The 24,914-nt window shown below is 46.9% G+C and carries 26 protein-coding genes; 7 read left to right on the forward strand and 19 right to left on the reverse strand.

Annotation, left to right across the window (positions count from 1 at the left end):
* From ACQ76X_RS00215 to ACQ76X_RS00300, 18 genes are all read right to left on the reverse strand, one after another.
* A complete protein-coding gene (locus ACQ76X_RS00215) occupies positions 1-759 on the reverse strand; it encodes an amino acid ABC transporter ATP-binding protein (RefSeq protein WP_438490859.1) in 759 nt (252 codons plus the stop codon).
* Positions 752-1,492: an amino acid ABC transporter permease gene (locus tag ACQ76X_RS00220; protein ID WP_340897638.1), complete on the reverse strand. Its 741-nt coding sequence runs from the start codon at positions 1,490-1,492 to the stop codon at positions 752-754. Before ACQ76X_RS00220 ends, ACQ76X_RS00215 begins: the two co-directional genes overlap by 8 nt.
* Before the next feature lie 11 nt (positions 1,493-1,503).
* On the reverse strand, positions 1,504-2,367 hold the full coding sequence (locus tag ACQ76X_RS00225; protein ID WP_438490860.1) for a transporter substrate-binding domain-containing protein: 864 nt from the start codon (positions 2,365-2,367) through the stop codon (positions 1,504-1,506).
* A 38-nt stretch (positions 2,368-2,405) separates the two neighbouring features.
* A complete protein-coding gene (locus ACQ76X_RS00230) occupies positions 2,406-3,416 on the reverse strand; it encodes a glutathione S-transferase C-terminal domain-containing protein (RefSeq protein WP_438490861.1) in 1,011 nt (336 codons plus the stop codon).
* Positions 3,417-3,436: 20 nt separating this feature from the next.
* Positions 3,437-4,408 carry a glutathione S-transferase family protein gene (locus ACQ76X_RS00235; protein WP_438490862.1) on the reverse strand — a complete coding sequence of 324 codons (972 nt, stop codon included), beginning with the start codon at positions 4,406-4,408 and terminating at the stop codon, positions 3,437-3,439.
* A gap of 22 nt (positions 4,409-4,430) precedes the next feature.
* A complete protein-coding gene (locus ACQ76X_RS00240; RefSeq protein ID WP_438490863.1) occupies positions 4,431-5,405 on the reverse strand; it encodes a glutathione S-transferase family protein in 975 nt (324 codons plus the stop codon).
* Positions 5,406-5,421: 16 nt separating this feature from the next.
* Complete coding sequence (locus ACQ76X_RS00245) at positions 5,422-5,856, reverse strand: GNAT family N-acetyltransferase (protein WP_438490864.1); 435 nt, start codon at positions 5,854-5,856, stop codon at positions 5,422-5,424.
* A 169-nt stretch (positions 5,857-6,025) separates the two neighbouring features.
* Complete coding sequence (locus ACQ76X_RS00250) at positions 6,026-6,445, reverse strand: hypothetical protein (protein ID WP_438490865.1); 420 nt, start codon at positions 6,443-6,445, stop codon at positions 6,026-6,028.
* A gap of 55 nt (positions 6,446-6,500) precedes the next feature.
* The gene (locus tag ACQ76X_RS00255; RefSeq protein ID WP_052092171.1) at positions 6,501-6,767 is read right to left on the reverse strand and encodes a zinc ribbon domain-containing protein; all 267 of its coding nucleotides are present in this window, start codon (positions 6,765-6,767) and stop codon (positions 6,501-6,503) included.
* Between the two features lie 121 nt (positions 6,768-6,888).
* Positions 6,889-8,829 carry an FtsX-like permease family protein gene (locus tag ACQ76X_RS00260; RefSeq protein ID WP_438490866.1) on the reverse strand — a complete coding sequence of 647 codons (1,941 nt, stop codon included), beginning with the start codon at positions 8,827-8,829 and terminating at the stop codon, positions 6,889-6,891.
* On the reverse strand, positions 8,826-9,581 hold the full coding sequence (locus ACQ76X_RS00265) for an ABC transporter ATP-binding protein (RefSeq protein ID WP_038594028.1): 756 nt from the start codon (positions 9,579-9,581) through the stop codon (positions 8,826-8,828). The genes ACQ76X_RS00260 and ACQ76X_RS00265 overlap by 4 nt, the downstream gene beginning before the upstream one ends.
* Before the next feature lie 136 nt (positions 9,582-9,717).
* The gene (locus ACQ76X_RS00270) at positions 9,718-11,106 is read right to left on the reverse strand and encodes a hypothetical protein (RefSeq protein ID WP_438490867.1); all 1,389 of its coding nucleotides are present in this window, start codon (positions 11,104-11,106) and stop codon (positions 9,718-9,720) included.
* 83 nt (positions 11,107-11,189) lie between these two features.
* Positions 11,190-12,194: a sensor histidine kinase gene (locus ACQ76X_RS00275; RefSeq protein ID WP_438490868.1), complete on the reverse strand. Its 1,005-nt coding sequence runs from the start codon at positions 12,192-12,194 to the stop codon at positions 11,190-11,192.
* A complete protein-coding gene (locus tag ACQ76X_RS00280; protein ID WP_438490869.1) occupies positions 12,191-12,880 on the reverse strand; it encodes a response regulator in 690 nt (229 codons plus the stop codon). The genes ACQ76X_RS00275 and ACQ76X_RS00280 overlap by 4 nt, the downstream gene beginning before the upstream one ends.
* 158 nt (positions 12,881-13,038) lie before the next feature.
* Positions 13,039-13,734, reverse strand: coding sequence for a polysaccharide deacetylase family protein (locus ACQ76X_RS00285; RefSeq protein WP_438490870.1), 696 nt, complete (start codon positions 13,732-13,734; stop codon positions 13,039-13,041).
* A 26-nt stretch (positions 13,735-13,760) separates the two neighbouring features.
* The gene (locus tag ACQ76X_RS00290) at positions 13,761-14,354 is read right to left on the reverse strand and encodes a YkoP family protein (RefSeq protein WP_438490871.1); all 594 of its coding nucleotides are present in this window, start codon (positions 14,352-14,354) and stop codon (positions 13,761-13,763) included.
* Between the two features lie 252 nt (positions 14,355-14,606).
* The gene (locus ACQ76X_RS00295; protein ID WP_438490872.1) at positions 14,607-15,179 is read right to left on the reverse strand and encodes a hypothetical protein; all 573 of its coding nucleotides are present in this window, start codon (positions 15,177-15,179) and stop codon (positions 14,607-14,609) included.
* A gap of 34 nt (positions 15,180-15,213) precedes the next feature.
* On the reverse strand, positions 15,214-15,786 hold the full coding sequence (locus ACQ76X_RS00300; RefSeq protein WP_438490873.1) for a hypothetical protein: 573 nt from the start codon (positions 15,784-15,786) through the stop codon (positions 15,214-15,216).
* 174 nt (positions 15,787-15,960) lie between these two features.
* Here ACQ76X_RS00300 and ACQ76X_RS00305 point away from each other — a divergent pair, with 174 nt between their 5' ends.
* The 7 genes from ACQ76X_RS00305 to ACQ76X_RS00335 all read left to right on the forward strand — a co-directional run bounded on the left by ACQ76X_RS00305 (position 15,961) and on the right by ACQ76X_RS00335 (position 24,229).
* Complete coding sequence (locus tag ACQ76X_RS00305; RefSeq protein ID WP_438490874.1) at positions 15,961-16,815, forward strand: AraC family ligand binding domain-containing protein; 855 nt, start codon at positions 15,961-15,963, stop codon at positions 16,813-16,815.
* A complete protein-coding gene (locus ACQ76X_RS00310) occupies positions 16,815-17,738 on the forward strand; it encodes a DMT family transporter (protein WP_438491573.1) in 924 nt (307 codons plus the stop codon). The genes ACQ76X_RS00305 and ACQ76X_RS00310 overlap by 1 nt, the downstream gene beginning before the upstream one ends.
* 117 nt (positions 17,739-17,855) lie before the next feature.
* A complete protein-coding gene (locus ACQ76X_RS00315; RefSeq protein ID WP_076112432.1) occupies positions 17,856-18,437 on the forward strand; it encodes a LysE family translocator in 582 nt (193 codons plus the stop codon).
* A 20-nt stretch (positions 18,438-18,457) separates the two neighbouring features.
* Positions 18,458-19,231 carry an AraC family transcriptional regulator gene (locus tag ACQ76X_RS00320; protein ID WP_438490875.1) on the forward strand — a complete coding sequence of 258 codons (774 nt, stop codon included), beginning with the start codon at positions 18,458-18,460 and terminating at the stop codon, positions 19,229-19,231.
* A gap of 187 nt (positions 19,232-19,418) precedes the next feature.
* Entirely contained in the window at positions 19,419-20,531 is a 1,113-nt protein-coding gene (locus tag ACQ76X_RS00325) for an ArsR/SmtB family transcription factor (RefSeq protein WP_438490876.1), read from the forward strand.
* A 51-nt stretch (positions 20,532-20,582) separates the two neighbouring features.
* Positions 20,583-22,403 (forward strand): ABC transporter ATP-binding protein, encoded by a 1,821-nt coding sequence (locus ACQ76X_RS00330; protein ID WP_438490877.1) that lies wholly within the window; start codon positions 20,583-20,585, stop codon positions 22,401-22,403.
* Positions 22,400-24,229, forward strand: a complete 1,830-nt coding sequence (locus ACQ76X_RS00335; RefSeq protein ID WP_438490878.1) for an ABC transporter ATP-binding protein — start codon at positions 22,400-22,402, stop codon at positions 24,227-24,229. Before ACQ76X_RS00330 ends, ACQ76X_RS00335 begins: the two co-directional genes overlap by 4 nt.
* A gap of 83 nt (positions 24,230-24,312) precedes the next feature.
* On the opposite strand, the gene ACQ76X_RS00340 is transcribed toward ACQ76X_RS00335, so the two are convergent.
* Positions 24,313-24,771, reverse strand: coding sequence for an Lrp/AsnC family transcriptional regulator (locus ACQ76X_RS00340; protein ID WP_341094246.1), 459 nt, complete (start codon positions 24,769-24,771; stop codon positions 24,313-24,315).
* Positions 24,772-24,914: the final 143 nt, after the last annotated feature.

Genomic DNA, 24,914 nt, shown 5'->3' on the forward strand with positions numbered 1-24,914 from the left:
TTAAATCGCAAATTCCGGTTCCTGATCACGGTAGTAATTGGCGAGAAACTGCTTGGTTCTGTCGGAGTTCGGATGTGAAAATACTTCCTCCGGCGTTCCGTCCTCCACGATGATACCTTGATCCAGAAACAGCACTCTTGTAGCTACTTTGCGTACAAAGTTCATCTCATGTGACACCAGCAGCATCGTGTTGCCTTCTTCCGCCGCCTTTTTGATCGTGTCCAGCACTTCGCCGACCAGCTCCGGATCGAGTGCAGAAGTTGGCTCGTCAAACAGCAGGATTTTGGGCATCATCGCGAGCGCCCGGGCAATCGCTACCCGCTGCTGCTGCCCGCCAGATAATTGTTTGGGATAATGATGCACCCGGTCGGAGAGTCCAACTTTGGCAAGATGTTGTTCGGCGATTTTCCGCGCTTCCTCCTTGGGAACCTTCTTCACAACTGTTAATCCTTCCATGACATTTTCAAGCGCCGTCTTTTGGCGGAAAAGATTAAACTGCTGGAATACCATTGCCGTACTTTTTCTGAGCTCAATCACATCTTTTTTGGATTTCTTAGCCATATCCACCTTGAGATCATCGATCTTAATCGTACCTTCATCCGGTACCTCCAGAAGATTAATGGATCTTAACAACGTGGATTTCCCTGCACCTGAAGAACCGATTACTGCGACGACGTCTCCTTTGGCAATCGTTAAGTTAATGTGATCGAGGACGATACTTTTATGAAATGATTTGGTGAGTCCGTTAATCTCAATCAAGGATCACATCTCCTTTTCTGCGCCGCAGGCTCTTGTAGTCGATGTCCAGACGTTTCTCGAGCAGTGCAATCGCCTGTTCAATCAGAATCGTCATTGCCCAATAAATTAAAGCCAGCGAGCAATAGGATTCAAAGAACCGGAGATTGTTCCCGGCCAGTATCCGTGATTGGGCTGTGATCTCAACGACCGAGCAGACGAACGCCAGAGAAGTGCCTTTCATCAGTCCAATCAGGGCATTGCCTAACGTGGGAAGGGCAACGATAAAAGCCTCCGGTATAATGATCCGTCTCAGCACCTGGCCATACGTCATGCCTAGCGATTGCGCGGCTTCAGTCTGTCCTTTATCCACCGACAATAAGGCCGCCCGGATAATCTCAGAGTTGTACGCAGCTTCATTTAGCGATAAGGCAAGCAGTACATAAAATATAGAAGAAATCGAATTCACATTGTAGCTTGTATCATGATAGTAATTGTAATATTTCAGAATCAGCGGAATTCCTGCGTACGATAAATACAACTGAATGAGGATCGGCGTCCCGCGGATGAACGAGATGAACACCACACTGATTTGATACAGTACGGGTATTCTTTTAATCTTGATAATGGCCAGCAGGAGCCCCAGAAGAAGCCCTACCAGCATGGATATAAGCGTCAGTTCAATCGTCACAGGCAAATATTTAAGCAGCTTCGGAATCAGCGTAAATACCAGCTCAATATCAAATATATTCGGCATGGGTACGTCCTTTATTGAAGTTCTGGTGCAAAATCGCCATTTAAGTATTTTTCGCTGATTTTGGAGATGGTGCCGTCCTTGATCAAAGCTTCTATGCGGCTGTTTACATCCTTCGTCAATTGTTCGCTGTTCTTTCCTTTACTGAGAATCAGGTAGCTGTAAGGAACACCAATCCGGTCCGTATCTTCCTGGGACAACGGGATGGCTTTCAGCTTCAGGCCAAATTCCTTAATATACAGCTGCAGCATCGCTGCATCAATTAAGTTGAAATCATCTGCGCCGCTCTCCGCATTTTGCAGGGTTACGGCAAGCTCAGTGTCTGTGTAGTTCAGAACGACCGGCGTTTTCGCATGTTCCTTGTTGTATTTCTCCAGAGCGACGGTATAATTCACACTTGGGCTTACGGAGGTCTTCTTGCCTTCCAGATCCGCAAAGGATTTAATATCGTCCCGGTCTTCTGCTACGGCGATCACAAACTGATTTTTAAAGATCGGGTCCGAATAAATGTATTTTTCTTTTCGCTCTGCATTGCTGGCAAAATTGTTGGCGCCAATCTGATAGCGGTCCGAGTCCAGTCCGGCAAAGATCGAAGGGAACTCGGTTTTCTCAATATTAATCTCGTATTGGGGCAATCCTTCGAAGATAGCTTTCACGATCTGAATATCGTAACCGTCAATTTCATTATCATCATTTACATATGAGAAGGGTTTCGGCGCACCGCCTGTAGCTATATTGATTGTCGTTTTTTCCTTGTTAGCAGCATTTGCGCCTGTAGCATTCGCCGAAGAGTTATCTTTTCCGTTGCCGCAGCCGACCACTCCGGCCAATAATACGATTGACGCCAAACCGAGTCCTAATTTTCTCCATGTTGTCATCTTCATTTCCCCCTATATTTCAACCTTAATATTGTGCTTTATTTTTGTGCTCTGAATTTATTCTGCGGATCAGCACTTTTGTCTTGTCTGTTCTGCGGTTCTGACCACAGCCCGTCAAAATCAATCTCATTCCAAAACCGTGTATTATAATCAATAAAGATGGTTTCCTTGTTGCCATTCGATTTAGCCAAGTCCCGCAAATACGTATTGTTCTTAAAGGCCGGAATTTGATATAAATCACGGGCATATCCCCATATATTCTTGAAATCGACAATCCGGTTCCGGATCGGGCCCAGGTTCTTGAAATAATAGGTATCAAAACGGGCCAAGGTTACGAATAAGCGGACATCTGAATCTGTAACATAGTCCCCGAATAAAAATCGTCTGGACTCCAGTCTCTCCTCGATAGCATCAAACGCCGCATACAGATGATTGAAAGCATCGTTATAGGCTTCCAGTGATTGCGCGAACATGGCCTTATACACGCCGTTGTTGACATTATCGAACAAGTAATCGTTGTACTTATCAATTTCTGTTCTTAATTCTGCAGGATACAAATCCGGCGCACCTTCTTTGTGGAAGGAGGCAAATTCATTTTCCAAGTAATTCGTCAGCCAGACGTAATCGTTATTCACAACTTTTTGGGTTGTAATGTCAATTACCGCGGGGACCGTAGGTCTTCCTTTATATTCGGGATCACCGTTTGCGTATAAGGTACTTAGGAACTGCTCACCTAATACGGGGTCGGTATTATTGTCATCGTAGACAAATTCCCACCCGAGATTCACTTCATGCTTTCCGTGTCCCACCAGATTAATGCTGATCACGTCTTCTAAACCGAGTAATTCTCTTACGATTGAGGCACGGTTGGACCAATGGCAGCCTTTCGCCCAGATCAGACGGTAACGCCCGGCTTCAACAGGCAGCTTGCCTTCTCCCTCTCCAAAGGGGGTAGTGAAGTGGTTTTTCTGGCGGACAAAAAATCCCTTGTCGTCGATTTCATGCTCCGTTTCCTTCGGTCTTATGCGTATATTCGTTTTTTGGGTCATCTACTTTCCCTCGCCATCTATTATTTATTGTTTTGCTGCTCAAACTTTTGGGCTCTCCCGTGCTCCGTATGCCAGCCGGTCAGATCTGGTCCTTTGGGCAGGAGTTTGGAGAATGTGCGGTTAGGGTCATTGGTGATGGATAAATGATAATGCTTTTTAATGGCTTCAAAATCAGTGGTGTCGCCAAAGCCAGGAGTTTGGTATAAATCTCGGGCATATCCCCATAAGTTCGGAAATTCAACCAGACGATTGCGGTTTACTCTGAAAGCTGTGTTGTAAGCAATATCAAACCGGGCCAGTGTTACATATAAGCGGACATCTGCATCCGTTAATTGATTGCCGAATAAATAACGCTGCGCTGCCAGCCGCACCTCCAGCTCATCCAGTAATTGAAATACACCGTCAAATGCCTGCTCGTAGGCTTCCTGAGAACGGGCAAACCCCGCTTTATATACCCCATTATTGATGCCGTGGAAAATACGTTCGTTCAGCTCACGGATCTCGGGCTGCAGCACTTCCGGGAATAAATCCGGTGCACCCTCTTTATGAAGTGGTTTCCAGGCGGTCTCCAAGTAGTAAGTCAATTCATGGTAGTCGTTATTGACCACCTTCTTGGAGGCAATATCGACTACAGCCGGAACCGTAGGTCTGCCTGTGTATTCAGGATCACTATTGAAATACACTTCACTGATATAGTGAATTCCCAAGACCGGGTCCACATTCTCTTCATCCAGTGTAAATGCCCAGTCCACCCGATCTATGATTGGCCGCAGCGGATCCGCAGTGCCAACACTTATGGCATTTTCAAGTCCAAGCAGCTTCCTCACAATAATGGAACGGTGCGCCCAAGGGCAGACTGGAGCCCACACTATCCGGTAACGGCCCGCTTCTACAGGGAGTTCTCCTTCACCGCTGCCAAACGGAGTCGTGAATTGGTTGCCCTGCCGTTTAAAGGCGCCTGTTTGTTCAATTTCCGCAAGCTTGCTTGTCATCCACGTTTCCCTCCTCTTTCGCTTATTGAAATCTGTTTCGGTCGTGGGATTCATTCCAAATCGACACATCAGGACCTTTGGCCAGAATTTGATATGGATTCTCCGCATGATTTCCAAGCTGATAACCTCTTTTTATAGCTTCAAAATCTGTGGTGTCCCCAAAGCCCGGTGTCTGATACAAATCCTTGGCATAATTCCAAAGGTTCGGGAAGTCAACGATCCGGTTGCGGTTCGTCCGGAACACAGAGTAATAAGCCACATCAAACCGCGCCAGTGTCACATAGAGCCGGACATCTGCGTCGGTAATTTGATCTCCCAACAAGTACCGCCGGGTTGAAAGTCTTTCTTCCAATTGATCCAGTCTGGCGAACAGGACATCATACGCTTGTTCATAAGCCTGCTGGGATTTGGCAAAGCCGGCTTTGTACACCCCGTTGTTCACTTCATGAAAAAGAATGTCATTCAGCGCATCAATGTCGGTTCTTAATGCTTCCGGATATAGATCAGGCGCCCCCGCTTTATGAAATGGCTTAAAGGCGGTTTCGAAGTAATAAGTTAATCTGAAGTAATCATTATTGACTACCTTTCTCGTAGTTACATCCACTACAGCAGGCACCGTTGCTCTTCCGCTGTATTCCGGATCGGTCTCCGCATAAATTTCAGGCAAGTAGCGGATGCCCAGCAGTGGATCAACGCCGCCTTCATCCAATGAGAATTCCCAGCCGTTCTCCGTTCGTACAGGACTCGCAGTCCCCAGGCTAATGACCTCCTGCAAGCCCAGCAATTCACGTACAATTACAGCCCGATGCGCCCAGGGGCAAATTCTTGCCCACAGCAAGCGATAACGTCCTGCCTCAGCGGGCAGTTCGCCCGGTCCTTCGCCAAAAGGAGTAGTAAAGCGGTTTTTCTGGCGGTTAAAGGCCCCATCCTTGGTAATTTCATTGGCATCCTCGTGGTTCACAATATGTGTATCGAGGATTGTATTTTCTTGGGCCATAATGTCCTTCCTCTCTTCAACTGATTTCTTTTTCTGTATACACAATGGGAATCGTGGACTTTATGATGATTTCTGGTCTTGCGATATAGCCTAAGCTCACATAGAAACCTACCGCTTGTTGTTGACTTGTAATCACAATCCTGTGAATGCCCAGTTCTCTGATCCAGTTCTCCGCAGCATCTATGAGAATCCGGCCATACCCCTTGTTCTGAAATTCCGGAATAACCCCTACTCTTTCAATCTTGGCATACTCTTCATGGGTTAGATTAATGCGCGCTGTGGCAACCGCTGTTTGGTTCTCCTCCAGCAAGAGATAACAGTACCTCTCCCCATACACTTCATCGAACTCTAATTCTTTGGGAATTCCCTGGCCGTTCACAAAGGTTCGAGTTCTTACTTCATAGACGCCTGCTAACTGCCAGACAGAATCCACCCTGTAAATTTCCGTCATCTCTCTCCCCCTTGAAATACACTTACATATCCATGTAAGTTAATTGAAATAATACTACTATAATTCCTATCTACTAACTGTGATTAATGTCATTATTAAAAAACAGAACGCAAAAAGCACTAACGCGGGTTAGTGCCTTTGTAAGCTCTTATGTACCTTGTAGTCAAGATTATAGCCATCTCTTAAAGCTTTTATGGAATACTTCAATCTGATGATGTTCTGCCCATGCCTTCAGCGCTTTCATCCCCTGGTCTTCTTTTTCGGCAAAGGAGAAACAGGACTTATACGGTACAAAAACATTTCCATTCGGTTTAATTCCGACTACGGGCTTGAAATACCCTTTAATATACACAGCTTTGGTTTTCTCGGCTTCAATGGTCAAATCTTTTAAGATGATTGCACCAGGTTTCAGCTCGATATTCATAATCTCCCTGGCTGTGAAAAGCCGTTGCAGCAAAACCCCTATGATGATAAGACTGAAGATGCTCCAAACATACGCAAAATAAAGTGAAAAGCTACCTTCTTCCGATAAATAGAGCATTGAAAAGATCGCAATTCCCATCGACACACATAGCGATATAGTCATCATAAGCTCCGCAGGACGTCTGCCTTTATATACCTCTACCTCTACCGGGTCCATACCTTCACCTCATTCTTTTAATATCCTTGTTAAACCAATGAATATAACCACAACGGTGACAAGTTAAGGTGTTCGCGGAACGGTTGGCAAAATCAAGGTTCAAAAAACTTAAGAAAGCAGTATTCAGCTGCGCGTATCCATGCTCGAATTTATCATATTGGCAATGAACACAAGTGACATAAATTCCATTGGCCTGATAATAACCGGGACCTGTTGATTCCTTAATATTCTTGGCAAACAGCTTAAAGAACCTTTTCGCCTCATTTGGCATAGCAGTTATCCTCCAATTAAACATAGCTTTATATATACATACGCTTCCGTTATTTGGGAAGTTTCGATTACTTGCCTCATATAAAAAAACAGCCTGCCGGAAAGGCAGACTGCGGTAATTCCTATAACGATTCACGGATCACTCTCTTGTAAAAGAGCACCGACAGGAAGCCGAAGACCGAATACAGTACTGTATAGAACAGCATGACCAGGATCATCGGTGTAAGCATCTCAGTACCGAAGAAGAACCAGCCGGATTTGACAGCAAAGTAGCTATGGCTCAGGCCGATGACCAGCGGAATGCCGAAATTGAACAGCTGCTTGAATTGGATGCCGTGTAGGAGGTCGCTCTGGGTAAAGCCCAGTTTGCGCAGGATGGTATAGCCGCCTTTTTCCTCCTCGCCTTCATCCATCTGCTTGAAGTAAAGAATACAGCCTGAGGTAATGAGGAAGGTCAGGCCCAGAAACCCGACGATGAACATAATCATCCCCATATTACTCCGCTGGTTCATTTCGTACTCATGCTGGGAAAAGCTCGGCTCCTGCGGAGCTTGGTTCTCGTAAATTTGATTCGCGGTGTCCATTTTCGACCGGTCGGTGATTTCAATCCCATAATAATTCGCTACTTCTTTCTTTTTTTGCAGTTTGGGATCGAGCACCTTAACCAGTTCCTGATAAACGGACTCATCCACCACGAATACTCCGGAGCCGGAGGCATAATAGACAGGCAGAGTAGGCTGTTTGGATACACCGCTCAGCTGCAGCTTAATCGTCCCGCTTGAAGTCAGGAACCCAACCTCTCCGGTCTCTTTCAGTGTTATTAATTTTTCCAAAGCACTGCTGTAGCCCATGAGACGGGTCTCACCGGGTTCCAATTCTACACCTTCGATGCTGATGTCACTGACAACAGAGGTGGATAGGATGCGGTCCTCGGAAGCTGTGAACGGTGACACGTCCATAATTTGAGTGGCATCTACATCCACACCAACCGGATAGATATCAATTTCCTTGTACTTGATCTGCTCCTTATTGAGCGCTTGAATAAACTTCTCCTTCGCCTCGGTCCGGGCAAAGCCAAAATCATGCGGGGAACTTTCTTTGGCTGTCGCTTCCGCCGAATAATAGGAGATATAGCTTAAAGACAACAACCCGATGGCCAGTGCAGAAACCGTCGTGATGATCGTCAAGAGCAGCGCGTTCGATTTCATCCGGAACATGATCGATGAGAGCGACAATACCTCGTTGATGGACAGGTAACCCTTTTTGCTTTTGCGGATCGCGTTGAATACAAAGCTGACCGAACCTTTATAGAAGAGGTAGGTGCCGACAATGACTAAGCCGAGAACCAAGATCATGATGATCATTAATTCGTTCATGGCATTGAACTTTCCGCCGAAAAGCTGGGTCGACAGATAATACCCCCCCGCAACAAATCCGATGCCTAGCAAACCCATGATAATCTCCCACAGCGACATTTTTTTAATCCGCTCCTGAGTCGTGGAAGTGACCCTGAACAGGGAAAGGATGCTCTGCCCTTTAATGAACACGTAGTTCATGATCATAATCAGCAGGTATATCGCAGCAAAAACGATCACGGTCTGCAGCAGCGCCTGCGTGGAGAAACGCAGCTTGGCCAATTCATCCACTTCAAGGATTTTGAACAAAATCATCAATATCAGCCGTGACATCACAAACCCCGCACCAATTCCGATGATCATGGAACCAAAATACAGAATCAGGTTCTCCGCACTGAGCAATTTGAAAATTTTACCTTTGGTGAGTCCAATCAACTGGAACAAGCCAATCTCCCGGCTGCGCCGTTTAATGAAGATCGTATTGGCATAGAGCAGGAAAATCGCCACAATGACCACTAGCAGCACAGAAGAGGTGCCGATAGCTGCCCCACCCTTTACCGAACCTTTGACTTCGTCCATGGCCGGATCATATTTAAGGGTCACAAAGGAAAAATACAACGCCACACCGAAGATCAAGGCAAAGACGTAAAGATAATAATTTTTAATATTTTTTTTCAGATTGCGCAGAACGATATAATTCAGGCTCATTGCTGAACACCGCCCAATACGCCCTGAGTCTTGATAATGTCGTTGAAGAAGGACTGCCGGGACTCATCACCTTTGTTCAGCTGCGTATAAATTTGCCCGTCACGGATAAACACCACCCGGCTGCAATAGCTGGCCGCCACAGGATCATGCGTAACCATGACGATGGTCGCCTGGCGTTTGCTGTTCATGTCAGAAAGCTTGTTCAGCAGGTCGGAGGCCGACTTGGAATCCAGCGCCCCCGTAGGCTCATCTGCAAAAATGATGCTCGGGTCATGCACAAACGCTCTTGCCGCCGATGTCCGCTGCTTCTGCCCGCCTGATATTTCCGAGGGGTACTTATCCTTCAACTCGTAGATCCCCAGTTCGCCCGCTACCTGTTCGAACTTCTGATGGGCATCCTTCTTGGAAATACCTGTGATGGACAGCGGCAGCAGCACATTTTCTTTGACCGTTAGCGTGTCTAACAGGTTATATTCCTGAAAAATGAATCCGAGATGATGCTTGCGGAATTCAGCCAGCTGTTTTTCCTTCATGCCCGTAAATTCCTTGCCTTCGATTTCGATCGTTCCCTGGCTTACGCGGTCGATGGAGGACAGCACGTTCAGCAATGTCGTCTTCCCTGAACCGGACGCCCCCATAATGCCGACAAACTCGCCTTTATTTACTTGAAGGTCAATGCCTTTCAAGACCTCTTGTTTATTGAATTTTTTCCCGTAGGTTTTGTAAATTTTATTAGCCTGCATAATGATCATGTTCCACCCACTCCTTTTCTATAGTTCTATCATAAGCGGGATGTTTTTCTTTTTCCTGCGATTCGCCGAACAAAGTGAAGAGGCATGTGACATTGTTGTCACATGCCCGATATCTCCTGAAAAGGCCCAGTCATTCTCAGAATGTATAGGCTGGACTTGCCGTATCCGCCCAAGCCAGCGTTCCATCCGGCATCCATCCGAGCAGCGTGCCCGCAGCCACAAATTCAAATGTCCGGTCAATACGATTGTATACCCAAATAGTGCTGGTATTGGAGGCGTATGCCGCTAACTTGCCATCTGGCGACCAACGGATCTTCGAGATAGCATAATAGTCCTGCTGGCCTTCATGCGCAAAAATATCCTTCATCACCTGATCCGTTAGCCGCTCATCCTGGACGATCGAGGACTTGCTGCTCCGGATGTCCAAAGTTATCCTGCCGAGCGGATTACTCTCTTCACTGTCTGCTGGGAGAATAAGAACCGAATTGTCCTGCCACGTCAGTGGATAAACAAACAAGAAGCCATCGCTATGTGACATTGAGGCCGCATTTTCCTTCGAAAAGACCTTATTCCCCTTCTTATCCAGAACCAGCAGATCCGCCCCGGTACCCACATAGTCATCGTGAGCAAATAATACGGCAATTTTGCTGCCATCCGGTGAGGAAGACATCCCGTATACCGGCTTCTCAAAGCTATGCAGCGGCTCGCGCGAGAAATCGTTCAAATCAATTTTATATAATATCTTGTTTCCCAGAACCATATAAGTATATTCAGGATAGAAACGGTCGGAATACATTTCATGGTATCCATAGTCATTGCCGTACGAACCCTCCTTAGCCGGAACTGAAGGGATATTCATAATCTTGTCCCCTAAGGCATCGTATAAATGATGTTCCTCTTTCCCGTAAAACAGGAAGGACGGACCGTTCTTACCGCTGTCGTTGATATTTTTGATCCAGCTTGTATCCCAAGCCGGAAGTACCTTGTTCGTACCCGATTGAAAGTTCTTCAGCGTGATACTGCCCTGATTGGCTGAATATTGCACCACGACCTTATTGCGGTACGGCTGATCTTCATTTTTATACGTTCTTCCGTCTGCCGTTTGGGCTTCATCCAGATTAAACAGGCAGGAAAAAGGACTCTCCTCAAGCATACGAAGACGAATTTGCACAAACCGGGGCGATTCCCATTCCAGTGTATAGCTGAACTCAGTATGTGGATCGCTTGTATTTAGGCTGTTCTTCAGCGCCTGCTCCAGTGAAAGCTTGTCTATGTCACTATTGGATTTCACTTGCACCAGTCGTTGATTGCTGCTGATACTTTCCAGTTGTTCTATATAGAGAAAGGGTTCTTCTGTACTTACGGGTGCTGTGGAGGACGGCTGCGGTGCCAAGGGCGAGCTCTGAGCCTCTGCCCTTTTATTGGTATTCACTTCGGAAGCATTAACGTTATCCACCGTCGCTTTCCCGTTCTGGCATCCCGCGAGCAATATGACGGCAACCGCAAACATCGCAAAATAGCGCATATAAACAACTCCTACCTTCAATTTTTATCCAGTATATTTATATTGACGCTTTTTTCGCTCAGATGTTTCAGCACGGACCGCCTTCACATACCTTCAATCTTTACGAACTCATTCTCCCGTGGAAAGATCAATGTAAATACTGTTCCTTGCCTAAGTATAGAATTCACCTGAATATTGATCCCCAGCGGCTCCGCCACTTGCTTAGTCAAATACAGTCCCATCCCGGTAGCGGCCCCTTCCTGTCGCCCGCTCGTCGAGGTGAAGCCTTTATCAAATATCCGCGGCAGATCCTTAGGGTCAATTCCCCGCCCGAAATCCTCAACGGTAAGCACAACATGACCGTCTTTTTCCGAGCTCAGGATGAGGATATCGGAAGCTTCACTGTATTTCACGGCATTCGTCAGCAGCTGCCTGAGCATAAAGCCTAGCCACTTCCCATCGGTCAGCACTTCTTCGGCCGTAAGGGATACGTCGAAGCCGATGCCTTTGGGAATACACCAGGATTTCAGCGCCCGGATCTCCTTGTTCAGAACCGGCTCCAGCTTGACCTTTTCGATAAACAGGTCATTGCGCATAAAGGGAATCCGTTTCTGGTGAAGCTGCTGGTCGAGCAGATGATGGACCCGCAGCCATTCGTACATTAACTGCTTCTGCAGGGTCTCGTCCGGAAGACGTTCAATCATCAGCTGCATGGCCGTTAGCGGAGTTTTGACCTCATGAATCCACGACAGCAGATCATCCTTCTCCGATTCCAGCAGTTGAAAATTCACCGAGGTCTCCTGCCGGTAACGTTCCGTTTGGGTGATCACTGCTTCCTGCACTACCTTTTCGAACGGGCTCTCGGCTTCCCCCAGAACACCAAGATCATAAGTTTGATCCCAGGCTTCCATGTTTCTGTAGAACCGGGTTTCCTTGGGATATCGGAGAAACACAAATGCGGTACAGACCAGCACATTCAGCAGTATTATGTAGAGCATCGGCATTAACGGAATAGACGCATCGAGATAGACTACTAACAGAAGGAGCAACTGCAGCACGACGAGCAGGAGCAGCCAGCTCCGTTTCTCCTTGAGGTATTTCCAGATCATAATGCGGCCTCTTCAGTTGCCATATACCCTTGTCCCACCCGGGTTTCAATATAAGTGTCCAGCCCCAGCGGTTCCAGCTTTTTGCGCAGCCGGTTCACATTCACGGTCAGCGTATTGTCGCTCACAAAATGCTCATTGTCCCACAGATTCTTGATCAGGTCTTCGCGGTTTACAATCTGATCTTTGCGCTCTACCAGGATCTTCAGGATAAACGTCTCATTCTTAGTAAGCAGAGCAGCGCCAAGAGTGTTGGTTACAGTGTTCTTCACATATTCAATCGTCGCTCCGCGCCATGTCTTCAGCTCCGTCCGCTCGGTGCTATAATTGTACACCCGGCGTAATGTGGCTTGGATTTTGGCGATCAGCACCTCAAAATGAAACGGCTTCTGAATAAAATCATCGGCTCCCAGCTGCATAGACATCACCATATCGCTCGGATGATCGCGTGAGGACAGAAAGATAATCGGCACATTGGAATGTGCACGCAGCAGCCGGCACCAGTGGAACCCGTCAAACTGCGGCAGCTGAATGTCGATCACGACCAGCTCCGGTTTGACCACCGTGAATTCCTGCAGCACCTTGCCGAAATCCGAAATGCCATAGACCTCATAGGACCACTGTGACAACCGGTCCTTGATCTCATTGAATAACGTAACATCATCTTCGATAAGCATAATTTTAAACAAATAAAGCCACCCCGCTTTGAATCTTTGGACAGATTCATCTTATTGTAATGTCCATCTACATTATCATTAACTATTTCGTTATGCCAGGTCAATATACTTAATCCCCTTTACAGGAAAAACCCTCTGGCGCACACAACGCAGAGGGTTCAATATGAGTATTATGCCATTTCATCCAATCGTACGAATCTAAGGTGTCTTGTCTTCAATTGCGGCAGCACCTCGTCTAAAGCCTCCAGCATAAAATGAGGTGCCTGTGAGTCTGCCCCCACTGTCTCACCGCTGTCATGCAGCAACACAACGGAGCCGCCAGTAATTTGGTCAAGCAGCTTTGACTGGAGGCGGGTCTGACAGACCCGGCTGCTCCAGTCACCTGCCGTAATTGACCATAGTGCAATCCGGTATTCCTTACGGAAGTAATCAAACATATTCATTAAGCCCCAGGGCGGACGATAGTGGTCGGGTCTGGTGCCAACAATACCTTCTATAATATCTGCGGAACGATCCAGATGTTCACTGCGAATCGTTTTAGGCAGCATTAGCCAGTTGGAAGTGTGACAATAATTGTGTATGCCAATCTGATGGCCCTCACGGTCGATTCTGCGAACAAGCTCGGGATACCGTTCCGCTTGCGATCCCAGTACGAAAAAGGTTGCTTTGACCTGATGCCGTTCCAATAAATCGAGTAATTTCGGTGTATATTCCGGATGTGGCCCATCATCAAAAGTGAAGGCCACCTCTCCCTTTCCTTTACCTTTGCGGAAGACCCCCCATCCGGTCATCCGCGAGATTAAGCTTGGAATGAACATATAAAGAGCGGCAATACAGAGTATTCCTCCTATTAAATAGTTAAACATGCTTCCCCTCCCCCTTTATTGGCAGCTTATCCGGACAGACGCTGTTCGGGGGAGAATCGCTTCTTCAGCGATCCCCGCGAGTGAACCAGAAGCATGGGTACAAGCTGATCGGTGCGCCGGTCAATTCTTTTTCTTCCTTCCGGATGCATAGCTGACAGCAGCAGGCGGAGGTAGACTGTTGTAATTCTCGTAAAAAATCCCGATTTCATCTGCTGCTGTTCAAAGCCCAGACCATGTGTCAAACCGCGATGGAGCAGTGTGATACCCATTAACGCTTTCACCTGCTGGTACTCCGACTGCGATTCAAAGGCTTCATTAATTTGCTTCATTGATTTACGCAGGAGGCGGGCCGTTTGCAGTGCCGCACGATCCGAGCCTTCGGACTTAATAAGCTTCAGAATTTTTTCATTGTCCAGGTGAAGCTCCCCTACCCACTCTCCTTTATGGATAACTGTTGAATCCTGGCATACAATGGCCTCGCCCCGATGTTTTTTCAGCATCACCGAGCATATGCCAAAACGCGATGTACTTGCTCCCCGAAAATATGTAAGCACCGAAAATGCTTTTTCCCACATCATCCAGAGGTTTTGAACCGTAGTTTTCCGTATTTTGATTCCCAAATGATACACCTTCCTTACTTAGCTGTTCTTTTCCCTAATTACTATAGTAGTGATCAGAAATTTCTTTTTTCTTATGTAATTCTTACGTTATTCTTAAGTTGTTATTGCCCCTAATACTCTACTCCTTCCAATGCAACCGGCTGTGTTATCACACTTCCTTTATTTGACGCTATAGATAGGAATTCCCCTGCAACCGGACCAGCGATCACAGAGAAATGAGTAGGGAATGCAGGGGGTAACGGGAGATTAAAGTCATTTTTGATTTAACATTTTATCAATGCTATGCATTTCAATTCTGTCCTTTTCAGTCCTGTGGTCTATAAATTCATGTTCTTCCTCGATAATGATTTCGTTTCGTCCGAAAAATCCAAGTAGCCTGCTCGCTTCTCTCCTTACGCCCGTGATATAAGAATTACTCTTCTGTTTATCCTCAATGAGTATCTCCTTATATTCGTCAGACGTAGTAATATAGGTTAAAGCTATGTATCTCAAAAATGAGTAACCACTACAATACTCTTCATAAAGCACATGCATAATCTCCAGTTGTCTGGAAGCATCCTCAAGCGTCAGAAGCTCATTAAGCAACAGTTCAAGCCTTTCTTGTTCAAACCTGCCTAGCTGAATAATTCTGTAGACCTGCTTCTCTGTTTCAAGAAAAGCGAATTTGTTCTTATAATTCCTCGAGATAAATTCGTAGTATTCCTGTTCACCCAAAATTTGCTCCAATTCATCATTGCTGTAAAGCCACTGTTCGAATTCTGCTATGGAGCCCTGATTTTTAATAAGAAAATATAAATAACGGTGTGCAGAGATTAGATCTAACATCTTGATCACCTTCACTTAATTATTGATATTCCATTCATTCTTCCAGACTCATAATCATTGAATGTAATCTGATGCCTTCCGGCAAATCTTCCTTGGCGACACTGATAAGAGATCTGGTAAACAATTTTCCTGGCATTTCTTTGTCCGATGGATTCTGATCACTCACAGGCACTGCCTCAATTTTTAAAATCGGTTTTTCAGCTGCGGCATGTTCAGCGGGAAGTGTTAGTGATTTTACCTCAAATCCCTTTGTTACCGACTCTGTTTCCCCGATGCTTACGCATATGAAATACTCTGTGGGGGTTTCCTTCACTAGATATCCGCCGGGTGCTGAATTTTCGTACTCTTTATACCGATCCGTAATTTCCTTCGGTAAATTTTCGGTATTACTCCACTCCCAAGTGAAATCAGGCGAATGCTTGGAGTAGAGATGTTGTGTAAACGGAATCCTTGCACTCTGTTTATTACTATCTATTTCTACGGTTTCAGTTTCAGTCTTAGTTTCCGTTACCGTATGATTCCCATTTCCTTCTATGTCTGCGCTGCACCCCAGCTGCAAGCCCAACATCAGCGTGATGATACAAGCTCCATATCTTGTTCTGGACAATGATTAATCCCCCTTATTGGTAAACTCCCTTTTTCGCTTCTTCCCGGAAATCATACCACAATTAGCCTTTTCTGTAAGGCCGTTTAGCACCTCTGCTCCAGCAACATCATTCAAGAAATGTTCTGTTGTTCATATTATAATGGCTACATAGAACCAGAAAAGAAGGTGCAGACAGTGACTCGTGAAGTACGTACGGTAGTCTATGATACGGACTTAAAGCTTGAAGCGTATCGGTTTGAAGGGATTATGCAGAAGTTCCCCAACCATTTCCATGACTACTATGTCATTGGATTCATTGAACAGGGCAAGCGGTATCTGGTATGCAATCATGAAGAGCATATTCTTAATAGCGGAGATGTGATTATCTTTAATCCGCAGGATCCCCACGCCTGTGAACAGCTGGACGGCAGAACGCTTGACTATCGCTGCATCAATATAGAGCCGGAGATTATGCGCCAGTATGTGCTGGAAATTACGGGGGCGGGCGATCTGCCCAGGTTCACACCAACTGTTCTTTACCAGAGTGAGCTGGCCTTGTCCCTGCATGAGCTGCACCGGATGCTGCTGGAGGAACAGTCCGATTTCCAAAAAGAAGAACTATTCCTGTTCCTGCTGGAGCAGCTATTGAGAGAATACTCCGACGCAGAACCCCCTAGCCCCACCCGGGAGCTTACCATGGAAATCAAAAGCATTTGCCAGTACATAGAGTCACATTATATGGAAAGCATTACGCTGAATCAGTTAACGGCCTTGACCGGCTTAAGCAAATATCACCTGCTGCGTCTATTTACGAAACAAAAAGGAATATCGCCCTATTGCTACCTGGAAACGATTCGGATTAACCATGCCAAACGCCTGTTGGAACAAGGGATGCTGCCCATTGAAGTGGCGCTCCTGACCGGATTCAGTGATCAGAGCCATTTTACCAATTTCTTCAAGAAGCTGATCGGTCTAACGCCTAAGCAATATATGCGCATATTTACGACCCGTCAGACAGAAACAAAGCCATCTCCGGAGATTACGCCATGATGGAGGAGCGCAAGGCCACTACCGGACATCTGCTCGCGTTGCTTACCATTCTGATCTGGGGTACAACTTTTATCTCTACTAAAATACTGTTAGTTGACTTTACGCCCATTGAAATTCTGTTCTTTCGCTTTATCATCGGTTACGTCGCATTGTGTCTTATTTATTCGCGTCCGCTTCGGACGAAATCATTCAAAGAAGAGCTGCTGTTTATCGCGGCTGGGCTCTGTGGGGCAACGTTATATTTTCTAGTGGAAAATATCGCCCTTGTCTATACGCTCGCATCCAATGTTGGCGTGATTGTTTCGATTGCCCCCTTCTTCACGGCGCTTGCCGCTCACTTCTTCCTGGAGGAAGAGAAGCTGAATGCGCAGTTTATGACCGGGTTTCTGATTGCGCTGGCCGGTATTGTGTTAATCGGGCTGAACGGGAGTTTCATCCTGCAGCTGAATCCCATTGGAGATCTGCTGGCCTTCCTGGCCCCTGCCTTATGGGCAATCTATTCCGTACTGATGCGGAAAATAAGCGCATTGCAGCATCATACGATCGGGGCTACCCGCAGAGTGTTTTTTTATGGGCTGCTGTTTATGCTGCCTGCGCTTTTACTGTTTGATTTCCGTCTTGGCCTGAACAGATTACTCAGTCTTTCCAATGTATCCAACCTTCTTTTCTTGGGACTGGGAGCCTCGGCACTCTGTTTTGTCACCTGGAACCGGGTGGTCGGAATCCTTGGAGCGGTAAAAACAAGCGTGTACATCTATATTGTGCCTGTAGTTACGGTTGCCGCCTCTGCCCTGTTCCTGCATGAGAATATCACTTGGGTCACTGTGGCGGGAACCTTGCTCACCCTCGCCGGCTCCTACATTTCCGAACGCAAAGCAAAAACGATCCCCGGGAAGAGGATCGCTGTAAAAAGTGCGGATTGAGTCTGTACATATGCGCCTCCAGCTTGTATTACCAGTTCGGCGATTTCTGCAATAATATACTATATGCATGCTAAGATCACCTGTATTATTCATCGGAATAGACTTTAGGAGGTCCTCATGAATATTACAGCTTTTATCATCTATTGCGTTGTTATCACCATCACACCCGGGCCCACCAATATTGTGATCTTATCTTCTGTGCAGCATTTCGGTGCAAGAAAGACAATGAAATATGTATACGGAGCCACGATTGCCTTTGGCCTGCTGCTTGCTGCTTCTGCTGTGCTGAACCATGTGCTTGCCGGAGTGATCCCGAATATTGTGGGTATTATGCAGATCATCGGCAGTGTCTATATGCTCTATCTTGCCTATCAAATCTACAAGATGAATTCAGGGGAGGCCGCACCGTCCCACAACACCAATTTTTTCTCAGGCCTAGTGATGCAGTTTGTGAATCCAAAGGTGATCGTATTTAGTTTAACGGTGATTCCCAGCTATGTGATGCCTTACTATTCCTCCTCATTAGCATCATTTCAGTTTGTAGCCATCATTACGGTTATCGGGTTTCTGGCGTTTATGACCTGGGTCATCTGTGGAACAGTCTTCAAGAAATTTCTCCAGCAGCATCAAAAAATAGTCAATATCCTAATGGCGCTGTTTCTGGTATACTCTGCAATTATGGCGTCGGGAATCGTATAGAGAGTGTTGGGGGTGAGTGTATGGAGCAATTTACGTATAAAAAATCTGCAGATGTCCTTGCTCTGGCGGCAAGTTTTGCCGATTTCACCTATAAAAAACATTGCCACGAGGAATATGCTGTCGGCGTAACCCTGCGCGGCATTCAGCAATATAATTTGAGCGACAGCTTCCAGTCCTCCCACAGGAATGGCGTCATGCTGTTTAACCGCGAGCAGTATCATGACGGCAGGTCCTACGATAAGGAGGGCATTGATTATGTCATGCTCTATATCAAGCCTGAGCTGGTAGCCGAGATCCTGGGGAAGAAAGAACTGCGTTTCCAGTCCCCTATCGTCTACGACGTCAGCCTAGCACGAAGTATCTGCGCCCTCAGCCGGGCCATTCTGGACGGTAACGACGAAACGCTATGCACGGAGCAATTGATCCATTTAATCGGCATGTTATCCAAAACAGCGATGGATGCAGAGCAGCGGAAGAATAACCGGCTTGTGAAACAGGCGAAGGAAATGATGTACGGCAGCATCGGCAATGTGCTCAAACTGGATGATCTTTGTACAGAGTTTGGGATGTCCAAATACCAGTTGATCCGCGAGTTTAAGGCCCATACAGGGATCTCGCCTTATCAGTTCTTTCTGAATTGCAAGGTGGAACATGCCAAGCGGTCCATTGAGGCCAGCAAGGATATCTACACGGCCGTAGCGGAATACGGATTTGTGGATCTGACACATCTGAACAGGCATTTCAAAAGTATGTTCGGGATTACTGCATATGAGTACATGTCACAATTACAATAATACAATTTACGGATCACTCTAGATGCCTAAGGCATCTTTTTTTTGCCGTTTTATGACTTGGATCTCCTTCATAAATTTACTCTTTACAAAATATTGACTATGGGTTATTTTAACATTAAGCAATCATTAAATATTAACCAATTATCCATAACATTTAAATTATTCAAACTTGAAATTGGAGGACAGTATGGAAATTGCGATGAAGGATATGTTACTGAAAAATATCAATTTTGCTTACAATGAGGCCATCGAATTGATAGTGTCCATGGGAATGATCGCTTGTGAGGGAGAGCTGACCTCCATGGCAGAGGATTTAAAGATTCAGATGGACCCACTCGTAGCAGCCTACTATGAGGACGCACGGGTCCGTTTGTCACCTCATTCCTACCGGGAGCTTCAGTTTTTTTTCAATTATAACTTTTTCCATAAGGCACTTGATTTTGCTTTCTACGAATCCATCTGCACTTATCCTGATCCACAGACTGCAGAAGCATGGATTGAACGGCTGGAGCAGAGACCGGCAGAACAAGTGGTAGCCGAAATGGTGTATGGCGTGTATTCCGATAAATTGGAAGAGCTGCTAGAAGGCAATGACTGGGAGGAAGTCAAGAAGGATGTTCCTTTGATGTCTGAGCTTGTGGCAAGAACGAAACCTCAGCCTGAGGTTGCCGGGGCGCAAGGGCCGCTGCTTGAATGTCTTGCTTTCCCGGAAGAAACGAAACTGCGGTATATGCAGCTGCTCCGTCAATTCTACAAGGACGTCTTTACCTACTGGAAAGAGCGGTTACGAATGGAGTCTGAACAAGCCACCCTACATTACGAAGCGCTTTTCCTGGCCGATCCCGTCCGCTTCATTAGGGATATTAACAAGAATGAGCCTGCGCTGTATGATGAACCGACGACTTTTCATATCAGCTTCTTTTCGCAAGTGGGCAATCATTTCCTTAATTTCTGGACGGAGGCTGGAAGGGTCGGATGGGTGATATTCGGTGTACTCAACGACCGTGTATACGGACCTGCTGCTGACCGGGAGAAAACAGAGCTTTTCTTAAAAGCATTCTCGGATAAAAGGCGCCTCGACTTCCTGCTGCTGTTAAAAAAACGCCCGCATTACGGGCAGGAAATCGCCGCGGCCCTTGGCATTACACCGGCAGCTGTGAATTACCATTCCAACTTCTTATTCTTTCTGGACCTTCTTGAAATTAAAAGAGAGGATCACCGCTTATATTACCATCTGCGCATAGATAAATTACGGGAATTGCTGGCCTTAACCGCAAAAGTCATGCTGGATGAAGATTAGACTGGCTTAACAGGAGTACAGGAAAATTTGAGAATAAGGGGAGTGTCCCTCGTGAGTGAATCAAGCCATGCAGCAGCCGGCAACAAGGAATCCGCTGCTGTTTCCAGCACAACTTTCCGTTTATTTAAACTTGGCAGGCCTTATTTAGGCTGGTACATTCTATTATGCGCCCTGGCAGCAGTTATCTCTCTTACAACGGTTGGTGTAGCCGAAGCTTTACGGCGAATTATTAATTCGGCTACAAATCACAATATGTCGGGCCTGACTTCCGCCACCCTGTTTGCCGTTGTCATTATGTTCGTCGATGCCGCAGCCAACTTTCTAAAAAGCTATTTGTCCGGTGTACTGGAGGTCAAGTCGACCTCCCGGCTTCAGGTATCACTTCTGGGCAGACTGCTGAACGTGCAAATGAAAGAGCTGGATCGTTATCATTCTGCAGATCTGATCAGCCGGATTAATGATTCCGCCTCTGCGGCCCAGCATGGAATCAACCAGAAAACCATTGACCTGTTCAGCAATCTGCTGCAGATTGCTTTCCTTCTCACATATCTGTTATCTCTTCAATTTGCGTTAACCTTGGGAACAATCATCATTTGCTCCCTGGTTCCACTCGTCATGCTTCCCTTCACTTCCCGGCTGCGCTCCATGCATGAGCAAAGACAGAAGATCGAAACCGCGCAGCAAATGTTTATTCAGGATACAGTCCAGGGCGCCGAAGTTGTGCGCGCCTTCTCTCTTGCCCCCAGGCTGCACCAACAATTTGCCGCCCGGGTAAAACAATATTTTACTATTCATATACCGCTCACCCGTTTAGAAGCTGTTGGCTATAATATGCCACTGGTCGTTATCCTTGGCGGACTGCTCTACGTCCTCTCTTTTGGCGGATATTTGGTGATCGGGGGGCGTCTGGATGTGGGGGCCGTGGCCGCCTTTCTGATCTGTTTTGAGCAGATTTCAAATCCGGTCTCGAAGCTGGCCAACCTGTGGACGGAATTGCAGATGTCTTTGGCGCAAGGAAAACGGATGTTTGAAGTGCTGGATTTACCGGAGGAAGAGGCAAATCACTCCCCGGTTGCCTTGACTGAAGTACCCGATCCGGAAATGATCAGCCGATCCGATATTTCTTTTAACAACGTAAGTTTCCACTATGATGCCGCTCCAGTATTAAACAATGTGCAGCTTATCATAAGACCCGGCAAGGTGACTGCATTAGCAGGCCCCAGCGGCAGCGGAAAAAGCACCCTGCTCCATTTGCTGCTCGCAGCCTATGAACCTGACGAAGGGGTTATCCGCTGTGGCGTTCACCCCTTAAGCAGAATCCCGCTCCGGATCTGGCGTGAGCGAATTGCCTACGTGTCCCAGGAGCCTTATCTGTTCTCCGGCACTTTCCATGAGAATATAGCCTGGGGAAGATCTGGTGCAACAACGGAAGAGGTCATCCAAGCAACCCAAAGAGCCGGCATCCATGAAGTAATTATGAGAACGCCCTTACAATATGAGACTACTATTGGAGAACGGGGGTTAACATTATCCGGCGGTGAACGGCAGCGTCTCTCCATTGCCCGGGCGTTTGTCCGCGAGCCCAAACTTCTGCTGCTCGATGAACCCACGGCCGCACTGGACAGCCACAATGAGGCGCTGATCCAGCAAGCCCTCAGGGAGCTCATGCACGACCGGACAACAGTCGTTATTGCTCATAGATTGTCCACTATCCGAGACGCCGATCAGATTTATTTCATGGAAGCAGGAGCTGTAGCAGAAACAGGCACACATCAGGAGTTAATGGCACTAGAAGGCAAGTACTTCAAAATGGTTGAGACTTCCATGAAGCAGAATCACGATTTGCTAGAGGTTAGGGAGGGTCTGGAATGAATGCAAAAGCGTCCGCTAAACTCAAGCTTGGATATGTACTGCGCAGGTTGATGACCTTCTCAACCCCCTACCGGGTCGGGTTAATGGCGGCTGTATTACTGCTCTCGGCAAGGCTAGTCTTGGACATAGGCTTTGCAGCCATCCAGCAGGTGTTTATTGATACCATCAACAGCTCTAATATGCATTCACTGACACGCATTACCGTTATTTGCGCCGTCGTCTGTTTTATCATTATTATCTGCCTCATGCTGCAGCATTACTTCCGCTTTATTACAGAGAGCCAAATGGCTTGGGCGATTCGCGCCAAGCTGTTCGATAAGACCCACCGGCTTCCCTTCCGTGAAGTCCAGTCCATGCATTCAGGAGATTTGGTCTCGCGCAATAACCGGGATGCAGGTGCGGCCATTGGCATGATTAACGGCATCGTCTATGATTTGGGCTATAATCTGCTTTTATGTCTCGTTTCTTTTCTGTACCTGGCGAAAATGGATGTCTGGATCGCGCTGCTGGCGCTCGGTTCGGGACCGGTTGTGTTTCTTTCCGGACGCTTCTTTGACCGCAGACTTCGCAAACTGTTCACGGAGATCCATCAGAAGGAAGCTGAGCTGCGGGGTATTCTGCAGGAAACGCTGCAAGGAATGAAAGTGGTCCGGGCCTTTTCCCTGGAGGACAATCTCTTGAACCGGTATGCAGCCGGACGTGAACAGTTGAACCGGCTGCAGCGCCAAAGAGCACTGCTGAACACGCTGCTCTGGCAGTCCTCTGCCTTTATCAACAATATCGTAATGGTGGCCTGCGCTGCGCTGATCGCAGTCTCTGCCGTAAGAGGCGGAACAACAGCCGGTGAAGTACTCGCCTTCATCATTCTGATGGGACGGGTACAGTGGCCTTTTGTCCACATGTCCCAGACCTGGGGTGGTGTTCAAGAAGCGTTAGGAGCAGCCGACCGCGTATTCGCTGTACTGGATGCAGATGAGGAAGGAGCACCACATTCTTCCCCGGCTTCGTCCCCTCCTCTCCCTGCTTCGGAGAGGTCGGCTGCATTATGCCTACAAGAGATCAGCTATAGCTATTCCGGCCGAATAGAAACGGAGCAGCCGCTGTTTGAAGGCTTCAACCTGCAAATTCAGCATGGAGAAACGGTCGCTGTTGTAGGTCCAAGCGGTTCCGGCAAAACAACGCTTGCCCGTTTATGCTGTGGATTGTATGCACCCGATGCCGGCAGCATCTCGGTTTATGGAAGACCGGTTCAGGAGCAGCTGGAAGAAGCCCGGGCACAGGTTACTTATGTACCGCAATCCCCTTATTTGTTCTCTGGTACGATTAGAGACAATATAGCCTTCAGCTCTAATTCAGCCAGTGAACAAGAAATTCACGAAGCCGCCCGGCTCGCGGGCGCAGCGGAGTTTATCGCGAAGCTTCCGGGCGGATACGATACGGTCATCGGTGAACATGGCTCGAGTCTTTCCGGCGGACAACGGCAGCGAATCGCTATAGCCCGGGCCTTTCTTCGAGATGCACCGCTGCTTCTGCTGGACGAAGCCACTTCTGCTCTAGATAACGAATCCGAGCGGTTGGTGCAGGAAGCGTTGGATCACTTGATGAACAACAGGACAACACTGGTAATTGCGCACAGGCTTTCAACCGTACGGAACGCATCCAGAATTGTTGTACTGGATCAGGGGGTTATTACCGAGGAAGGCACACATGAAGTTTTGCTCGCCCAAAACGGGCTTTATGCACAGTTATATAACCTCCAGTTTAAAGCAGCAGAGGCAGAAGCATCCCTATTAGAAGAATCACATGCAGCTATACTGCCTGCTTAGTTTACTGTTGAAGCACATAAAGGCTCGAATCCCCGGCGCATCTGTGCTAGGGTTCGAGCCTTAAATTATTCCAGCGGGACTGATTAACTCAGCATATTTATTGGTGTTTCTCCTAGCGAAGGGATGAGGAATTTATGATCGATAGGAGATGACATCACAATTAGAATCGTGTAGGTCCCGTATTTATCACATTGATTTCCGAACTCTTCAAGCGCTCGCGTAGAATCGCTAATCACTTTCAATAAATAGTTGTGTTCCCCGCTTATCCGGTAACATTCGACGACATCGGGAGCGGCCCGGCAGAAATCAAGGAATGCGTTACAATCTCTAGAATGAAACAATATATAAGCCGCAGCCTGTTTGCCTATCTTTTCAGGGGATATGATGGTGCGATACTCACTGATGATCCCCTTCTCCTCCATGCGTTTAACCCTCTCTGTAACTGCAGGCTGTGATAAGCCGACGTTTTTCCCCAGTTCTGTCATCGAAATTCTCGCTTGGCTCTGCAGGTGGAACAGGATTTGCTTATCGACATGATCCATTATAGTCAGCTCCTTTAAAATTCAGGTCAATTGGATAAAACAAATATAATTTAATCGTTATTCAGCCGAGTTACCTTTGTTACGTTATGTAACCAAGGTAACTTATTTTATATAATAAACCTACAATAGTAAAGTGTCCAAGA

The sequence above is a fragment of the Paenibacillus sp. IHBB 3054 genome, from assembly GCF_051594305.1.
Lineage (GTDB): Bacteria > Bacillota > Bacilli > Paenibacillales > Paenibacillaceae > Paenibacillus_AQ.